Here is a 15,212-nt window from a genome sequence, read left to right as displayed (position 1 = left end):
CGCCCTGCGGAGACGGCCGGCGGCCGGCGGGCCCCGCCTCAGGCCCCGCCGCCGGCCCACCACCGGCCCCGCCGGCCGCCCCGGCGGGGCCGGTGCGCGCGCCGTCGCGGCGGACTGTCCGACGCCGCCGCGCGTCCGTTAGGGTTCGCTGGACCAGACGGCCATCGCGCGTGGGGGGCAACAGAGGGTGGGCAGGCTCGCGTCGGCGTACGGTCAGGCGGTCGCCGCCCATCGGCAGGCCCGCGAGCGGCTCGACCGGGCCCGCCGGTCGCTCGGCGCGCCCGGCCCGGCCGCCCCCACCGCCGCCGACGTCGTCGCCCGGCTGGCCGCCGTGGGCGGGCGGCTCGCCGCCCCCGCCCCCGGGGTCACCGCGCTGACCGGCGCGCCCGCCCCGATCCGCGTCGGCGAGGCGACCACCCTGGACGGTGGCTTCCCCGTGCTCGTCCCGCTCGGCGGCGGCTGCCACCTCACCGTCGACGCCGACGCCCGTGACCCGCGCGTCGGCGAGCTGCTGCGCGCGGTGGTGCTGCGGCTGCTCGCCACCGCCCCGCCCGGCACGGTCCGGGTCGCCGGGATCGACACGGTGGCCTTCGGGGCCACCTTCCTGCCGCTGCGCCCGCTGCTCGACGCCGGGGTGCTCGCCCCGACCGCCACCACCGCCGCCGAGGTCGCCGCGCTGCTCGACTCCGCCGAGCGGCACGCCCGGGCCGCCCAGGCGGCCGACCCGGCCGCCCGCGAGCTGCTGGTGCTGGTCGTCGCCGCCGCGCCCGGCCCCCGCGAGCTGGCCCGGCTCGCCGCGCTCACCCACGCCGGGGCGTCCGCCGCGGTCTGCGTGCTGCTCGCCGGCCACCGCGCCGCCGCCGGCCAGCAGGGTCCCGCCGGCTCCGACGCGCCGCCGCCGGGCGCGGCCACCGCGCTGCGCCTGATGCAGCGGTACGCCCACGTCGGCGATCCGCCCGGGCACCCGTTCAGCGCCGACGGCTCCGGGCTGGCCGCCCCCGTCGTCCTCGACGGCGACCTGCCGCCGGCCACCGTGGCCGCCCTCGCCGCGCACCTCGCCCCCGCCGCCCGCCGCGACACCTCGCCCGCCTTCGCCGACCTGCTGCCGGCCCGCCGCTGGGCGGCGACCAGCGCCGCCGGCCTGTCCACCGTGGTCGGCCGGGCCGGGCGGCAGCCGGTCACCGTCGCCTTCGACGACGCCACCCCGCACTGGCTGGTCGCCGGCCGCACCGGTGCCGGCAAGACGGTGTTCCTGCTCGACGCCCTCTACGGGCTGGCCGCCCGCTACGCCCCCGACCAGCTCCAGCTCTGGCTGCTCGACTTCAAGGAGGGCGTCAGCTTCACCGAGTTCGTGCCCACCGAGCGGGACCCGTCCTGGCTGCCGCACGCCCGCGTCGTCGGCATCGAGAGCGACCGGGAATACGGCCTGGCCGTGCTGCGGGAGCTGCGCCGGGAGCTGAACCGGCGGGCGACCGTCCTCAAGCGGCACGGCGTCACCAAGCTCGCCGACCTGCCCCGCGACGCGGCGGTGCCCCGGATCGTGGCGGTCGTCGACGAGTTCCAGGTGCTGCTCGCCGGCACCGACGCCGTCGCCCGCCAGGCCGTCGACCTGCTGGAGGAGCTGGCCCGCAAGGGCCGCTCGTACGGGGTGCACCTGGTCCTGGCCAGCCAGTCCACCGCCGGCATCGAGTCGCTGTACGGCCGCGCCGAGGCGATCTTCGGGCAGTTCCCGCTGCGGGTGGCCCTGCCCGGCGGCGGGGGAGTGCTCGACGCGCTCAACACCGCCGCCGACGCGCTGCCGATCGGCGCGGCCGTGCTCAACACCGCCGCCGGTGCGGCCGGAGCCGACACCGTGGCCCGCTTCCCCGACGCGTACGCGGCCCGCGCCGAGCTGGCCCGGCTGCGCCACGAGCTGTGGCGCGAGCGGCCGGCCGGCTCGGGCGCGCCCACCGTCTTCCGGGGCTACGATCCGGCGCGGGCCGACGACGATCCGGCCCTCGCCGCCCTGCGCCCCGGCGGCGGGCCCCCGGTCGCCCTGGTGGGCCGCGTCGTCGACGTGGCGAACAGCCCCGCCTCGTTCACCCTCGACGCCACCCCGGGCCGGCACGTGGCCGTGGTCGGCACCTCGACCGTCGGCGCGGAGGTGCTGCGCGCCGCCGCGCTGGGCCTCGGCCGGCAGCACGCCCCCGGCGGGGCCCGGTTCCTGCTCGCCGGGCTGGTCGCCGCCGTCGACCCGGTGGTCGACGCGACCGCCGAAGCGCTCGCCGCCGCCGGCCACCCGGTGCAGCGGCTCGACCCGGCCGCCCTGCGCGACCGGATCGCCGCCCTCGCCACCGACCAATCGGCCGGTGGCCGCACCTACCTGGTCGTCTTCGGCGCGGACGCGGCCTCGGCCGCCCTCGCCGGCACCGACCCGACCACGTTCCGCTCCGGCCTGGACGACCTGCGCGCCCTGCTGCGCGAGGGCCCCGGCCACGGCGTGCACCTGCTGGGCTGGTGGCGGGGGCTGCGCCGGCTCGCCGACGACCTCGGCGGGACGCACCACCGAGACGACGTCGCCTGCCTGGTCGCGTTGAACGTCCCCGGCGCGGAGCTGGGGCTGCACCTGGGCGAGCACGACCTCGCCTACACCCCGCGTCCCGACCGGGCGCTGCTGGTGGACCGGCACGACCAGCGCACCCGGCTGATCGTGCCGTTCACGGGGCCGGGACACGAGATCGACGAGGAGCGCTGAGCCGTGGCCACCTTCGCCGAGTACGCCGCCCTGGCCCGGCAGCTCGCCGACCAGCGCCGCGAGACCGACCGGGACGCCGTCGCCGCCGACCGCCACCGTTCGGCCCTGCGCGCGACGCTCGACCAGCTCACCCGACGCCTCGACGCCCAGTCCCACCGCCTCGACCAGCTCGGCCGGGCCGCCGGCGTCACCGCCGACCCGCCGGCCGCCCCGGGCGCGCGCCCCGCCTCGCCGACGGTGTCGCCGGCAGGGACCGGGGCGGGGGCGTCCGGCGGGCGGGCCGGTGGGTCGCCGGAGCCGGGGACGGCGGGGGCCGGCGGCGCAGCCGCCGCGCCGGGGCGGCCGGGCGTCGGGGCGTACCCCCAGGGCGCGACGACGACCGGCGCGGTGGTGGCGGTGCCGGCGGCGGCCGGGGTCCCCGCGCCCCGCGCCGGGGGCGTCGACCCGGGCGCGGAGCTGACCGAGGCGCGGCGGCTCGCCGACGAGGCCGACCGGCTGATCGGCCTCACGGAGACCGTCGGCCGTCGGCCGCCGCTGCTGCCGGCGTGGTCGCCGCTGGCGCGGGCCCTGGCCGTCTACGCGGCGTGCGCGGCTGCCGGCGTCGTGCTGGCGATGGTGCTGCTGGGCGTCGCGGGCGTGGTGGCCAGCCCGGGGGCCGTCTACGTGGCCACCTGCGGCGCGCTGCCCGTGCTCTGCTTCGTCGCCGGCTACCTCGTGCTCGGCCGGTGGGGGCGGCCGGCGCTGGGCGCGGACGGGCCGCCGCCCCGGTTCGTGCCGCTCGGCTTCGTGACCTGCGTGCTGCTCATGCCGCTGGCCTACTGCGGCTACCTGGTGCTGTTCCGCCTGCTGCGCTGAGGCCGGCCTGGGTTTCGCCTTGCGCGGGCGGTCAGCCGTCCAGGGCCAGGCGGGCCACCTCGGCCGCGCACCCCCAGGACAGGGTGACCCCCGCGCCGCCGTGCCCGTACGCGTGCACCAGCCGGCCCCCGGCGGGGCCCGCCGGCTCGACCGCGACCCGGGGACCGCCGTGCCGGGCCGGCCGCAGCCCGACCCGCTCGCCGAGCACCGGCGCGTCGGCAAGCTCCGGCACGAGCGCCACGCACCGCCGCCGGATCGCCGCCGCGGTCTCCGGGTCGGGCCCGGTGTCCCACACCCCCGGCTGGTACGTGCCGCCGAGCACCACGTCGTGCCGGCGCGGGTGCACGTAGGTGATCCCGGCCGGGTCGTCCTCGTCGCGCACCGACGTGGTCAGCCCCGGGTTCGCCACCAGCACCAGGTGCCCGCGCACCGGGTGCACGGCCGGGTCGGCGGCGAGCCGTCCGGCGGCCAGCCCGGTCGCGTTGACCACCGTCGGGGCGACGTCGAACGCCTCGGCGAGGTCCCGCACCCGGTGGCGCAGCACCCGCCCCCCGCCGGCGGTGACGCGCCCGGCCAGCCATCCCAGGTACGGCGTCATCTCCACCGCCGGCGCGGTGAACCGCAGCACCGCCGTGTACGGCGGCTCGGCCGCCCCGGCCACCAGGTCCCCGGTGGCCGCCGCCCACCACGGCGGGCCGTCGTAGCGGTGGCGCAGCAGCATCCGCGTCGGCCGGGCCACCACCCCCGGCGCGCCCGCCCCCGCCTGGCGGGTCAGCTCCGCGTGGGTCTCGCCCGCCCAGCGCAGCACCCGGGGATCCGCGTCGGTGTGCGTCGGGTACCACACGGCGGCGGCCACCGTCGACACCGTGTCCGCCGGGTCGTCCGCCGCCAGCACGGTCACCCGCGCGCCCCGCTGCTGGAGGGTCACGGCGGCGGTCAACCCGATGATCCCGCCGCCGACCACCACCACGTCCGCCGTCTCCGTCATCGCCGGCTCCCTCCCTCGTGGCCCGCCCGGTGTCGTGCCGTGGCCTCGGATCGTGCCGCGCCGGCCGGGACCACGTCCAAGACGGAACCGGGCGGGCGGCGATAAGCGGCGCTTATGATCCGGGGATGGACGCCTGGTCGGACCTGCGCCGGCTGCGCTACTTCGCCGTGCTCGCCGAGGAGCTGCACTTCACCCGGGCCGCCGCCCGCCTGCACATCGCCCAGCCGGCGCTCAGCCAGCAGATCCGCGCCCTGGAACGCCAGCTTGGCGTGCCGCTGGTGCACCGCACCAGCCGGGGCTGCACGCTGACCGAGGTGGGGCGGCGGGTGGCCGCCGAGACCGCCCGGCTGCTCGCCGACGTCGACGCCGGCACCGCCCGCATCAGGGATCTGGTGCAGGGCCGGGGTGGGCGGCTGCGGCTCGCGTACACCCGGTCGGCGCGCGGCGGTCCGGTGGACGCCCTGGTGGCCCGGTTCCGCACCGCCCACCCCGACGTGGAGGTCGTCGCCGAGACCGCCTGGACCGCGCCGAACGTCGCCGGGCTGCTCGCCGGCCGGCTCGACGCGGCGTTCGTCCGCCCACCGGTCGACGAGCCGGCGCTCGCCTGCCGCACCGTCGACACGGAGGAGCTGCTGCTGGCCCTGCCGGCGGGGCACCCGCTGGCCACCGGCCGCCGCCGGATCACCCGGGCTGAGGTGGTGGACCTGCCGGCCGTCATGTGGCCCCGCGCCAACGGCCCCGGCATGTTCGACCGGACCATCGCCCAGGTGTGGCCGCACGGCGGCTTCCGGCTGGTCCGGCAGGAGCCCGACGACGAGCAGTTGCTGCGCGCGGTGGCGCAGGGCGACGTGGTCGCGGCCGTGCCCGCCGGTCGCGCGCGGGCGTTGAAGGTGCCGGGGGTACGCCTGCGTCGGTTCGCCGCGCCGACCCCCACGGTGGACGTCGGCCTCGCCTGGCACCGCGACACCACCAACCCGGCCGTCCACGCCCTCGTGGCGCTCCTGGACTGACGCTTCGATGGAGACCCTGGACAGCTGTCGTCCGCTGTGGACGATGATTGTCCAAGATTCGGCGTGAGCGCCGGATCGGGCGAGGGGAGGCGTCGATGAGCGGAGACCTGGGCGGGTTCCTGATCGGGTACGTGCCGGCGGGGGTCGACGGGGAGGTGTCCGACTTCGCCAGCGAATGGGAGGGGGTGCGCTTCCGGACCCGGGTGTGGGAGCGGCAGGTGGCGGAGGGCTGGCGCGTCGACCTGCGGGTACACGTCCTGCGCGGGGGCCGGCTGGGCACGCTCGACGAGCTGCGGGACTTCCTCGCCGACTACCACGAACGGGACGCGGCGACGTGGCCACTCACCGAGTTCACCGAGGGCGGCGTGACCGGCCTCGTCGGCGACGGCGAGGCGTTCCGGCTGGTCGAGCCCGGGGTGGCCGTCGATGTGCGCGCCGACCCGGAGCAGGTGCCCGAGCCGGAGCTGCGGGCCGTGGCGGCGGGGGTCCGACCCGCTGCCACCCCGGAGCGCACCTCAGGCTGATCACTTTCCGTGAGAAGTGCGGGGCTGCGTGCGGCGGCGCACGGTGCGTGACTCTTCGTGAGGACCCGTCGACCGCGCAGGACTTCCCGTTCCTCCTTTGCTCTGCACCCACTCGCGCAACACTGCAATCCAGCTCTGCACATAGCGTTTCGTGGATCAATGCGGGGTCGAGCGACAGGCTACCGCGCGTGACTGTTGCGCATGCGGGTGCAGAGCAAAGGGTTTCGCACGGGGGTGTGGGCGCCGAGCTGCTGTGGTCACATTCCGCAACGGCCGACGGCCATCCCCGTCCCGACCGTCCGGGGTCGGCTGGTCGCGGGCCGGGATCGTGAGTTGTGAGTCGTGGGCCGCGTGGGTCGTGGGCGGCGGGTCGTGGCTGCTGGGTGTGGGTTGCGAGTGGTGGCCGTGGGGCGGCGCGGCGGGGTCAGCCGGGCAGGTCGGCCAGGCAGGTCAGCCAGAGCTGGTAGCCCGCAGGTGCGCTCCCGGCGGCCTCCCGCGTCAGCCGCAGCTCCTCCAGCGCCCGGTCGGCGTCACCACGTTCCGCCGCCGCGCGGGCCAGGTCGAACCGGTCGGTGACGAAGGCCGACAAGCGCCGGAGGTGGTCCGCCGCCGCCGCGGCCCGGGCCTGCAACTCGTCGGCCGGGCGCTGGCCCGCGTCGCCCTGCCCGGCGGCGGGGAGGCCCACGGCGGTCGGCGTGGGGATCGCGTGGACGCTGTCGTCCTCCCGTTGTGGGGGATGGCCGTGGCGGATCGCGCCGAGCCCGGCCAGGGCCGTCAGGTCGCTGAGCACCTGGTCGCACAGGAGCGCGGCGACCCGGTCGAGGGTGTGCCCCACCTGGTCGGGAGCGCCCTCGGCGAGCTGGCCGTCGAGCTCGGCGGTCAGGCAGGTGAGCTGTTCGGACACCCCGGCCAGGCCCTCCGCCAGGAAGGCGATCTCGTCTTCGAGCCGCTCCAACACCTCGTCGGCGGTGCTGAGAAGGCTGTCCCGCATGGCTCTCCCGGTCGTGTCGGTCCACAGTGATCGCGAAGAATCCTGACTCATCAACGGATGAAGATCGTCGATAGTTCTCGTGAGTTTCTGTCGGATACCCGATACGTCGGCGGTGGGCGAATATGGGCATCTCCTCATATCCTGTCGTGTTCACCGTCGACTATGGACGTGGAGAGTCGTGGATCCTCGGCAGGTACGCCGCTTGGCGGAGCAGTCCGCCAACTTCGGGTTCTTGAAGGACCATCCGCTGCTGGTCTGGTATGGGGCCGGCGCGGAGCTGTTGGTCTACGTCGACGCGCAGTCGGCGATGTTCAAGGCCCGCGCGTTCGGGGACGTGCTCGCTCGTGACCTGGTGCGACGCACGCAGGTCACCCCGGTCAAGGACAGCTTCTTCCACCAGGTGCAGGCCCTGCACACCGCAGGCGCGCTCACCGCAAAGGTGTACGCCGCCTTCGACCGTCTGCGGGACACCGGCAACCGGGCCGTGCACGATCACCTGGGGGAGGTCCGCGAGGCGCTGGAGTTGCTGCGTACCTGCTTCGAGCTGGGCGTCTGGTATCACCGGGCGTTGACCGACGACCGCACGCCGTTCGGCTTCGTGCCGCCTACCCCGCCATCGGCCCAGGTCTCCGCGTCGGTCGCCGAAGGGCTACGGGCCGAGATCGAGCGGTACAAGCGGGAGCTCGCCGAGACGAAGCTGCTGCTGGACGGGCAGCCGTCGCTGGAGCTGGCGCAGGCCGCGGCGGCATCCGCCGCCGAGCAGGCCGTGCGGGAGGCCGACGCCCGACGCCCGCAGGCCGCCGCGTTGCTGGAAAGCCTGGAGCCGGGCGTCGAGGCGGCGCAGCAGGCGTTCGACAGCGCGAAGCCGGCGAAGGTGTCCGCTGCCAAGAGGGAGGACTTCATCAGCCGCGCCCGCCGCGCCTCCCACGAGCCGCTCAACGAGGTGCAGACCCGCGCCGAGATCGACCGGCAACTCACCGCCGCCGGCTGGTCGGTGCAGAACGGGAGCCACCTCAACCTGTTCGCGGCCACGGGCGTCGCCGTGCGGGAGGTGACCCTGGCCACCGGCCGGGCCGACTACCTGCTCTACGTCGACCAGCGCCTCGTCGGGGTGATCGAGGCCAAGCGGGAAGGCACCGCGCCGCGCGGCGTCGAGGCGCAACTCGACCGGTATCTCACCGGGCTGACCCCCGAGCAGCAGTTCAGCGCCTGGCGGCGCGACGCGCCCCTGCCGTTCGGCTACGTCGCCACCGGCACCGAGACCACCTTCGTCAACGGGCTCGACCCGTTCCCGCGTACCCGGGAGGTGTTCGCCTTCCACCGGCCCGAGACGCTCGCGCGGTGGATGCGGGAGGCGGACGATGAGCCCGCCGCGCCCACCCTGCGGGCCCGGCTGCGCCGGATGCCGGCGCTGGACCGACTCGGCCTGCGCCCGGCGCAGGTCGACGCCGTCGAGGGCCTGGAGCGCTCCCTCGCCGAGGACCGGCCGCGCGCCCTGATCCAGATGGCCACCGGGGCCGGGAAGACGTTCACCGCCGTCACGGCCAGCTACCGGCTGCTCAGGCACGCCCGCGCCCGCCGCATCCTGTTCCTGGTCGACCGCAACAACCTCGGCAAGCAGACCCTGCGCGAGTACGCCGCCTACCAGACCCCCGACGACGGCCGGAAGTTCACCGAGCTGTACGCCGTCGACCGGCTCTCCGGCGCGGGGATGCCCGACTCGTCCAACGTGGTGATCTCCACGATCCAGCGGCTGTACGGGGCGCTGCGCGGCGACGAGCTGCCCGACGTCGACGTCGACGACCGGGCCTACGACAGCTACGACCTGGACGCCCCGGCCGAGGTCGGCTACAACCCGCAGCTGCCGCCGGAGGCGTTCGACCTGATCGTGGTCGACGAGTGCCACCGCTCCATCTACGGCAAGTGGCGGGCGGTCATCGAATACTTCGACGCGTTCGTGGTGGGGCTGACCGCCACCCCGGTCAAGCAGACCCTCGGCTTCTTCGGCCAGAACCTCGTCTCGGAGTACACCTACGAGCAGGCCGTCGCCGACGGCGTCAACGTCGACTTCGACGTCTACCGGATCAAGACGGAGATCACCGAGCAGGGGCAGAAGATCGAGGCCGGCACCGTCGTGCCGCGGCGCGACCGCCGCACCCGCGCCGAGCGCCTCCAGGAACTGGAGGACGACTTCGCCTACGACGGGCGGCAGGTCGGCCGGTCCGTCATCGCCAAGGGGCAGCTCAAGCTGGTGCTGGAGACCTTCCGGGACCGGCTGTTCACCGAGATCTTCCCCGGCCGCTCCACCGTGCCCAAGACGCTGATCTTCGCCTGCGACGACAACCACGCCGAGGAGATCGTCGCCATGGTGCGGCTCGTCTTCGGCCGGGGCAACGACTTCGCCAAGAAGATCACCTACTCGTCGCGCCGGGACGGCGACAACCCCGACGCCCTCATCCAGGCGTTCCGCAACAGCCCGGAGCTGCGCATCGCCGTCACCGTCGACATGATCGCCACGGGTACCGACGTGAAGCCCCTGGAGTGCGTGTTCTTCCTGCGGCCGGTGCGCAGCGCCACCTACTTCGAGCAGATGAAGGGGCGCGGGGCGCGCACCATCGACCCCGCCGACTTCCAGTCCGTCACCCCCGACGCCGAGGTCAAGGACCGCTTCGTCATCGTCGACGCGGTCGGCGTCACCGAGGCCGACCTGGACGAGGCGGTGCCCCTGCACCGGCACACCGAGCAGCAGATCTCCCTGCGCGACCTGCTGCGCAAGGCCGGCACGCTCACCGCCAACCCCGACGAGGTGGCCACCCTCGCCGCCCGGCTGTCCCGGCTCGACCGGCAGCTCACCGACGACGAGCGCGCGGAGCTGGCCGAGCTGGGCGGCCAGCCCCTCACCGGCATCGTTAGCGGCCTCGTCGAGGCCGTGGCCCCCGAACAGCTCAACCCGGCGACCCAGGCCGGGCCGGCGGCCGTACGCGATCTGCTGGCCGGCGCGCTGCGCCCGCTCGCCGCGAACCCGCAGCTGCGCGCCCGCATCCTGGAGATCCGCCAGGCGCACGACATCACCATCGACGAGGTCAACGCCGACCGGCTCGTGTCCGCCGCCGGGGTGCCCGCCGCCGAACGCGCCCGGGTCACCGTGCGGAGCTGGCACGACTACCTGGAGCAGCACCGCGACGAGATCACCGCGTTGCAGGTGTTCTACGAGGGCAAGGGTCGGATCAGCTACGACCAGCTCAAGGAGCTGGCGACGCGCATCGCGCGGCCCCCGCAGGCGTGGACGCCGGAGTCGCTGTGGAAGGCGTACGTCCTGCTGGGCCGGACCGCCGAGCAGCCCGGCCCGCGCGGGGTCACCGACCTGGTGGCCCTGATCCGCTACGAGCTGGGGTTCGACCAGGAGCTACGTCCATATCGGACGTCCATAGAGGAGCGCTTCCGTGGGTGGCTGCTGCGGCAGCAACAGGCGAGGGCTACGTTCACTGCCGACCAGGTGTGGTGGCTGGAGAGGATCAAGGACGTGATAGCGGTCAGCGTGGAGATCACCGCCGACGACCTGGAGGGCGCGCCGTTCACGGAACGCGGCGGCATCGACGGGTACGCGAACGCCTTCGGCGACCGCGCCGAACCGCTGCTGGACGAACTCAACGGGGAGCTTTCCGCGTGACCGACCTGCCAAAGGGCTGGGTGAACGTCAAGTTGGACGACGTGGTGGCCATCAACCCGCGCGCATTTGATCAGTGGCCGGATGACAATGATCTGGTCTCACTGGTGCCGATGGCTTCAGTGGAGGCAGAGACAGGTCGAATTGATGCTAGCCAAGGTAAGCGCTATGGCGAGGTGAAGAATCGGTCACTTACGCCATTCCAGGAAGGTGATGTGCTTTTCGCCAAAGTTACTCCCTGTATGGAGAATGGCAAGATTGCCGTGGCTCGCGGGCTTGCAAGTGGGCGTGCTTTGGGTAGTACCGAACTATTTGTTCTTCGCTCCTTCGGGGCTGTTGACCCTGCTTACCTTTCCTATTTTCTGCTTCAATCGAGCACGCGCAAGAAGGCTCAGGCTGCCATGACTGGGGCCGTCGGGCTCCGACGAGTTCCTCGGTCGTGGCTAGCTGAACTCGACTTGCCCATTCCTCCGCTTGCCGAGCAGCGGCGCATCGTTGCGATTCTTGAGCGGCATCTCCAAACTCTGGCGACAGCCAAGCGGAATCTTCAGTTGGTGGACCGAGGGGGGGAGGCGCTTGTTCGTTCAATTTATGCAGAGATGTATAAGGACCGCGCCGGTGTCGCTGCTCGTTGTGATAATTTAGCGCCGATGAAATCGCTTGCCCGGATCAGGCGGGACGTGTGGAGTCGAGCCAGGCCTGGTGTCCCCTATAAGGAACCAGTCAGCCCTGATCTGGAAGTTGTACCGCCTGCTCCAGCGGGGTGGGAGATATGCAGCCTGGAGGCGGTCACTGATCCTGTCAGGATTATTCGTTACGGCATCCTCAAACCGAGGATTCGAGAGGGTGGTGTGGTGCCCTATGTTGAAGTCAAGGATCTTGCTGGATGTGTTCTAGGCGGGAAGGTTCTGCATAGAACAAGCCGAGAATTGGATGAGCAGTTCTCTGGAGCGCGAATTCGGCCGGGTGACGTGGTGATGGCTGTTCGTGGTTCGTATGAACGGTCGGCGGTTGTTCCGCCGGATTTGATGGCAGCAAATATTAGCCGGGATGTGGCTAGAATATCAGTTCTGCCCGGAGTGAATCCTGCTTTTGTTCACGCATATTTACAAAGTCCGTTCGCGCAGAACTACTTTAAGCGTCACGCACGCGGAGTGGCGGTCAAGGGCATCAACATCTCAACACTCCGTCGACTGCCGATCCTATTGCCGTCGATTGAGGTGCAAACAAGAATCGTGCAGGAGGTAAGCAGTTGCCTGTCGATGGTCGATCGGCTCTCATCGTCAATACAGAATGTGGCTAACCAGGCTGAAGGCCTAAAGAATGCGCTGATGAGTCGGGCTTTTAATGGTCAGCTCGTGCCGCAGGATCCCGACGACGAGCCGGCCTCCGAGCTGCTCGCCCGGATCAAGGCCGAGCGGGCGGCCACCATCCCCAAACAGCGGACGCGCTCTCGACGTACCCCCAAGGAGCTGCCGGCTCCGGCGACCAGGGTGACCGGCGACGACTACCAGCAGGAGACCTTGCCACTGTGAGCACTGTGGATTCGCGCCGCCTGGTGCAGAAGCTCTGGAACTACTGCGACGTGCTGCGCGACGACGGCGTCTCGACGATCGACTACGTGGAGCAGTTGACCTACCTGCTATTCCTCAAGATGGCCGACGAGCGCGCCAACCGGAAGCTGCGGCCGGAGCAGATCGTGCCGAGCGAGCTGAGCTGGCAGACGCTGCTCGACGCCGAGGGCGACGCGCTGGAGGTGCAGTACCGGCGCATCCTCACCGGGCTGGCCCGGGAGGGCGGCACGCTCGGCACGATCTTCCGCAAGGCGCAGAACAAGATCCAGGATCCGGTGAAGCTCAAGCGGCTGATCGTGGACCTGATCGACAAGGAGCAGTGGTCGGGCACCGGCGTCGACGTCAAGGGCGACGCCTACGAGGAGCTGCTGGCCAAGGGCGCGGAGGACGCGAAGTCGGGCGCGGGGCAGTACTTCACCCCGCGCGCGCTGACCGCCGCCATGGTCGACTGCATGCTGCCCACCCCCGACGACACGATCACCGACCCGGCGTGCGGCACGGGCGGCTTCCTGCTCGCCGCGTTCGACCACATCCAGCGCCACCACGGCAGCTCCCTCACCCCGGACCAGCGGCGGCGGCTCGCCAACGGGGCGATCACCGGCACCGAGCTGGTCGACGGCACCGCCCGCCTGGCGGCGATGAACATGCTGCTGCACGGCATCGGCACCCCGAACGGCCCGTCGTTGATCGCGGTTCGGGACGCGCTCAGCAAGGAGCCGAGCCGGCGGGTCACCCTGGTGCTCGCCAACCCGCCGTTCGGCCGCAGCTCGTCGATCCGGATGGTGGGGGAGGGCGGCAAGGCCAGCCGCGAGGAACGCGAGATCGAGCGCGCCGACTTCTGGGCCACCACCGCCAACAAGCAGCTCAACTTCGTGCAGCACATCGCCTCGCTGCTGGAGATCGACGGGCGGGCGGCGGTCGTGCTGCCCGACAACGTGCTGTTCGAGGGCGGCGCGGGCGAGGTCATCCGCCGCCGGCTGCTCAACCAGTATGACCTGCACACCATGCTGCGCCTGCCCACCGGCATCTTCTACGCCGGCGGGGTGAAGGCCAACGTGCTGTTCTTCGAGCGCAAGCGCGCCCGCGAACAGCCGTGGACCGAAAAGCTCTGGGTGTACGACTTCCGCACCAACCAGCACTTCACGCTCAAGCAGAACCCGCTGCGCCGCGAACACCTCCAGGACTTCGTGGACTGCTACCTGCCCGGCAAGGACCGGTCGGAGCGCGTCGAGACCGAGCGGTTCAAGGCTTTCGGGTACGACGAGCTGATCGCCCGCGACAAGGTCAACCTCGACATCACGTGGTTGAAGGACGCGTCCCTGTCCGACGCCGACGCGCTGCTGCCGCCCGAGGTGATTGCGCAGGAGATCGTCGAAGACCTCCAGGCGGCGCTGCGCGAGTTCGCCGCCATCGCCGAAGCCCTGGGAGCCCACACGTCAGGGGCCGGCGATGAGTGACGATATCGAGCTGATCAGTGACGGCGACGGGCTGGCGGTCATCGGGAACCCGAGGGCTGTCGAAGTCTTTCTCGTCTCCGAGGGGCTGCCGGCGAGGGACCTCAAACTGCAACGGCTCGGGCCTGCCCTCAGCGCCGGAGCTGCGGTCGCCCAGGCAGCCTCCGAGGTTGCCGCCAACTCAGGCCGTTGGGTGAAGCTGACCAAGGAGTCTGCGGAGAAGGTCCAGAAGTTCGGGCTGATGCCGAGCAAGACCCCCGGCGTCAGTCATGCGATGGTGGGGCAGCCGGGCTCGATCAAGTCGTGGCTCCAGATCCAGAAAACGCCTAAAGCGATTGCGGGTAACCCGGCGGTTCTGGCTGGCGCTGCGGGCATCATGGCACAGCTCGCGATGCAGCAGACGATGGAGGAGATCACCGACTATCTCGCCAGGATCGAGGAGAAGGTCGACGATGTGCTGCGCGCCCAGAAGGACGCGGTGCTGGCCCGGATGATCGGAGTGGGTCTCGTCATCGAGGAGGTCATGACCGTCCGCGAGGCGAAGAATGGACTGGTCGACGAGGTCACGTGGTCGAAGGTGCAGGGCGCGCCGGCCACGATCGCGGAGACCCAGGCGTACGCGTTGCGTCAACTCGACGCACTCGCGGAGAAGCTGGAGCGGAAGACTGCAATTGGTGATCTCGCCAAGGCGGCCAAGGAGGCAGAGTCCACGGCGCGCGAGTGGCTCGCCGTGCTGGCCCGCTGCTTCCAGTTGCAGGACGCGGTCGCCGTGCTCGAACTCGACCGGGTGCTGGACGCGTCCCCGGGGGAGTTGGACGGGCACCGCCTCGGCCTGAAGGCTGCTCGGGAGGATCGGCTGGCGCTCATCTCACGGTGCACCGAGCGCCTGATGGCCCGCCTGGACGCGGCCGCCGGCAGGGCCAACACGAAGGTGCTGATGCATCCGTTCGACGCTCCGGCTGTGGTGCAGTCGAGCAGCCACGTCTCGGTCGCCATCGTCGACTTCCATGGGCGGCTCGGAATCGAGGGCGACCGACGGTCGCCGGAGGCGAGACGATGGGCGGACGCGGCCATGGAGGTGAGAGACAAGGCGCTCGAGACGGGAGCAGAGGGCGTCGACACCGCCAAGCGCCTCGGCAACGCGACCTTCGACCTGGCCAGGACGGCGACGGGCAAGCTCTCCAGTCTGATCACCGATCGAGCGCCCGGCCAGCGCGGGGGCGACGAGGGCTGAGCGGGCCGACCGTCGGCCCTGTGAACCACCACCGCAACCGTCATCATTGAGCCTCTTCCAAGCTGACGACCACGAGCGACGGCTGCCGTAAGAACGTCCGTACAGTCAAATCGATGGCGGACGCAGTATCGCAATTTCTGCGGTTGTCGGATTATCATGTGGCGGGCCGGCGAGCCGGTTC

10 protein-coding genes are annotated in these 15,212 nt (G+C 72.2%); 8 read left to right on the top strand and 2 right to left on the bottom strand.

The window, feature by feature from the left end:
* Nucleotides 1-187 precede the first annotated feature (187 nt).
* Both O7633_RS09510 and O7633_RS09505 read left to right on the top strand, forming a co-directional pair.
* The gene (locus tag O7633_RS09510) at nucleotides 188-2,734 is read left to right on the top strand and encodes an FtsK/SpoIIIE domain-containing protein (protein WP_282327400.1); all 2,547 of its coding nucleotides are present in this window, start codon (nucleotides 188-190) and stop codon (nucleotides 2,732-2,734) included.
* Between the two features lie 3 nt (nucleotides 2,735-2,737).
* Nucleotides 2,738-3,589 (top strand): hypothetical protein, encoded by an 852-nt coding sequence (locus tag O7633_RS09505; protein ID WP_282327399.1) that lies wholly within the window; start codon nucleotides 2,738-2,740, stop codon nucleotides 3,587-3,589.
* A gap of 31 nt (nucleotides 3,590-3,620) precedes the next feature.
* On the opposite strand, the gene O7633_RS09500 is transcribed toward O7633_RS09505, so the two are convergent.
* Nucleotides 3,621-4,577, bottom strand: coding sequence for an FAD-dependent oxidoreductase (locus O7633_RS09500; protein ID WP_282327398.1), 957 nt, complete (start codon nucleotides 4,575-4,577; stop codon nucleotides 3,621-3,623).
* Between the two features lie 125 nt (nucleotides 4,578-4,702).
* Here O7633_RS09500 and O7633_RS09495 point away from each other — a divergent pair, with 125 nt between their 5' ends.
* Both O7633_RS09495 and O7633_RS09490 read left to right on the top strand, forming a co-directional pair.
* The gene (locus O7633_RS09495; protein ID WP_282327397.1) at nucleotides 4,703-5,587 is read left to right on the top strand and encodes a LysR substrate-binding domain-containing protein; all 885 of its coding nucleotides are present in this window, start codon (nucleotides 4,703-4,705) and stop codon (nucleotides 5,585-5,587) included.
* A gap of 95 nt (nucleotides 5,588-5,682) precedes the next feature.
* The gene (locus O7633_RS09490) at nucleotides 5,683-6,111 is read left to right on the top strand and encodes a hypothetical protein (RefSeq protein WP_282327396.1); all 429 of its coding nucleotides are present in this window, start codon (nucleotides 5,683-5,685) and stop codon (nucleotides 6,109-6,111) included.
* Between the two features lie 424 nt (nucleotides 6,112-6,535).
* On the opposite strand, the gene O7633_RS09485 is transcribed toward O7633_RS09490, so the two are convergent.
* Nucleotides 6,536-7,102, bottom strand: coding sequence for a hypothetical protein (locus tag O7633_RS09485; RefSeq protein ID WP_278128089.1), 567 nt, complete (start codon nucleotides 7,100-7,102; stop codon nucleotides 6,536-6,538).
* A gap of 202 nt (nucleotides 7,103-7,304) precedes the next feature.
* On the opposite strand from O7633_RS09485, the gene O7633_RS09480 reads away from it, so the two are divergent.
* The 4 genes from O7633_RS09480 to O7633_RS09465 are packed head-to-tail and all read left to right on the top strand — an operon-like array spanning nucleotide 7,305 to nucleotide 15,031.
* Complete coding sequence (locus O7633_RS09480) at nucleotides 7,305-10,772, top strand: DEAD/DEAH box helicase family protein (RefSeq protein WP_282327395.1); 3,468 nt, start codon at nucleotides 7,305-7,307, stop codon at nucleotides 10,770-10,772.
* On the top strand, nucleotides 10,769-12,304 hold the full coding sequence (locus O7633_RS09475) for a restriction endonuclease subunit S (protein WP_282327394.1): 1,536 nt from the start codon (nucleotides 10,769-10,771) through the stop codon (nucleotides 12,302-12,304). Before O7633_RS09480 ends, O7633_RS09475 begins: the two co-directional genes overlap by 4 nt.
* On the top strand, nucleotides 12,301-13,800 hold the full coding sequence (locus O7633_RS09470) for a class I SAM-dependent DNA methyltransferase (protein ID WP_282327393.1): 1,500 nt from the start codon (nucleotides 12,301-12,303) through the stop codon (nucleotides 13,798-13,800). The genes O7633_RS09475 and O7633_RS09470 overlap by 4 nt, the downstream gene beginning before the upstream one ends.
* On the top strand, nucleotides 13,793-15,031 hold the full coding sequence (locus O7633_RS09465; protein WP_282327391.1) for a hypothetical protein: 1,239 nt from the start codon (nucleotides 13,793-13,795) through the stop codon (nucleotides 15,029-15,031). Before O7633_RS09470 ends, O7633_RS09465 begins: the two co-directional genes overlap by 8 nt.
* Nucleotides 15,032-15,212: the final 181 nt, after the last annotated feature.

The organism is Micromonospora sp. WMMD712 (assembly GCF_029581295.1).
In the GTDB taxonomy this organism is placed as follows: Bacteria; Actinomycetota; Actinomycetes; order Mycobacteriales; family Micromonosporaceae; genus Micromonospora; species Micromonospora carbonacea.
The sequence above is the reverse complement of the archived record's forward strand: the minus strand, read 5'-3'. Positions and strand labels throughout refer to the sequence as shown.

Excerpts from the sequence above, each read along its gene's own strand:
- O7633_RS09500 (WP_282327398.1), bottom strand. The coding sequence starts at position 4,577 with ATGACGGAGACGGCGGACGTGGTGGTGGTCGGCGGCGGGATCATCGGG.
- O7633_RS09495 (WP_282327397.1), top strand. The coding sequence starts at position 4,703 with ATGGACGCCTGGTCGGACCTGCGCCGGCTGCGCTACTTCGCCGTGCTC.
- O7633_RS09490 (WP_282327396.1), top strand. The coding sequence starts at position 5,683 with ATGAGCGGAGACCTGGGCGGGTTCCTGATCGGGTACGTGCCGGCGGGG.
- O7633_RS09485 (WP_278128089.1), bottom strand. The coding sequence starts at position 7,102 with ATGCGGGACAGCCTTCTCAGCACCGCCGACGAGGTGTTGGAGCGGCTC.
- O7633_RS09465 (WP_282327391.1), top strand. The coding sequence starts at position 13,793 with ATGAGTGACGATATCGAGCTGATCAGTGACGGCGACGGGCTGGCGGTC.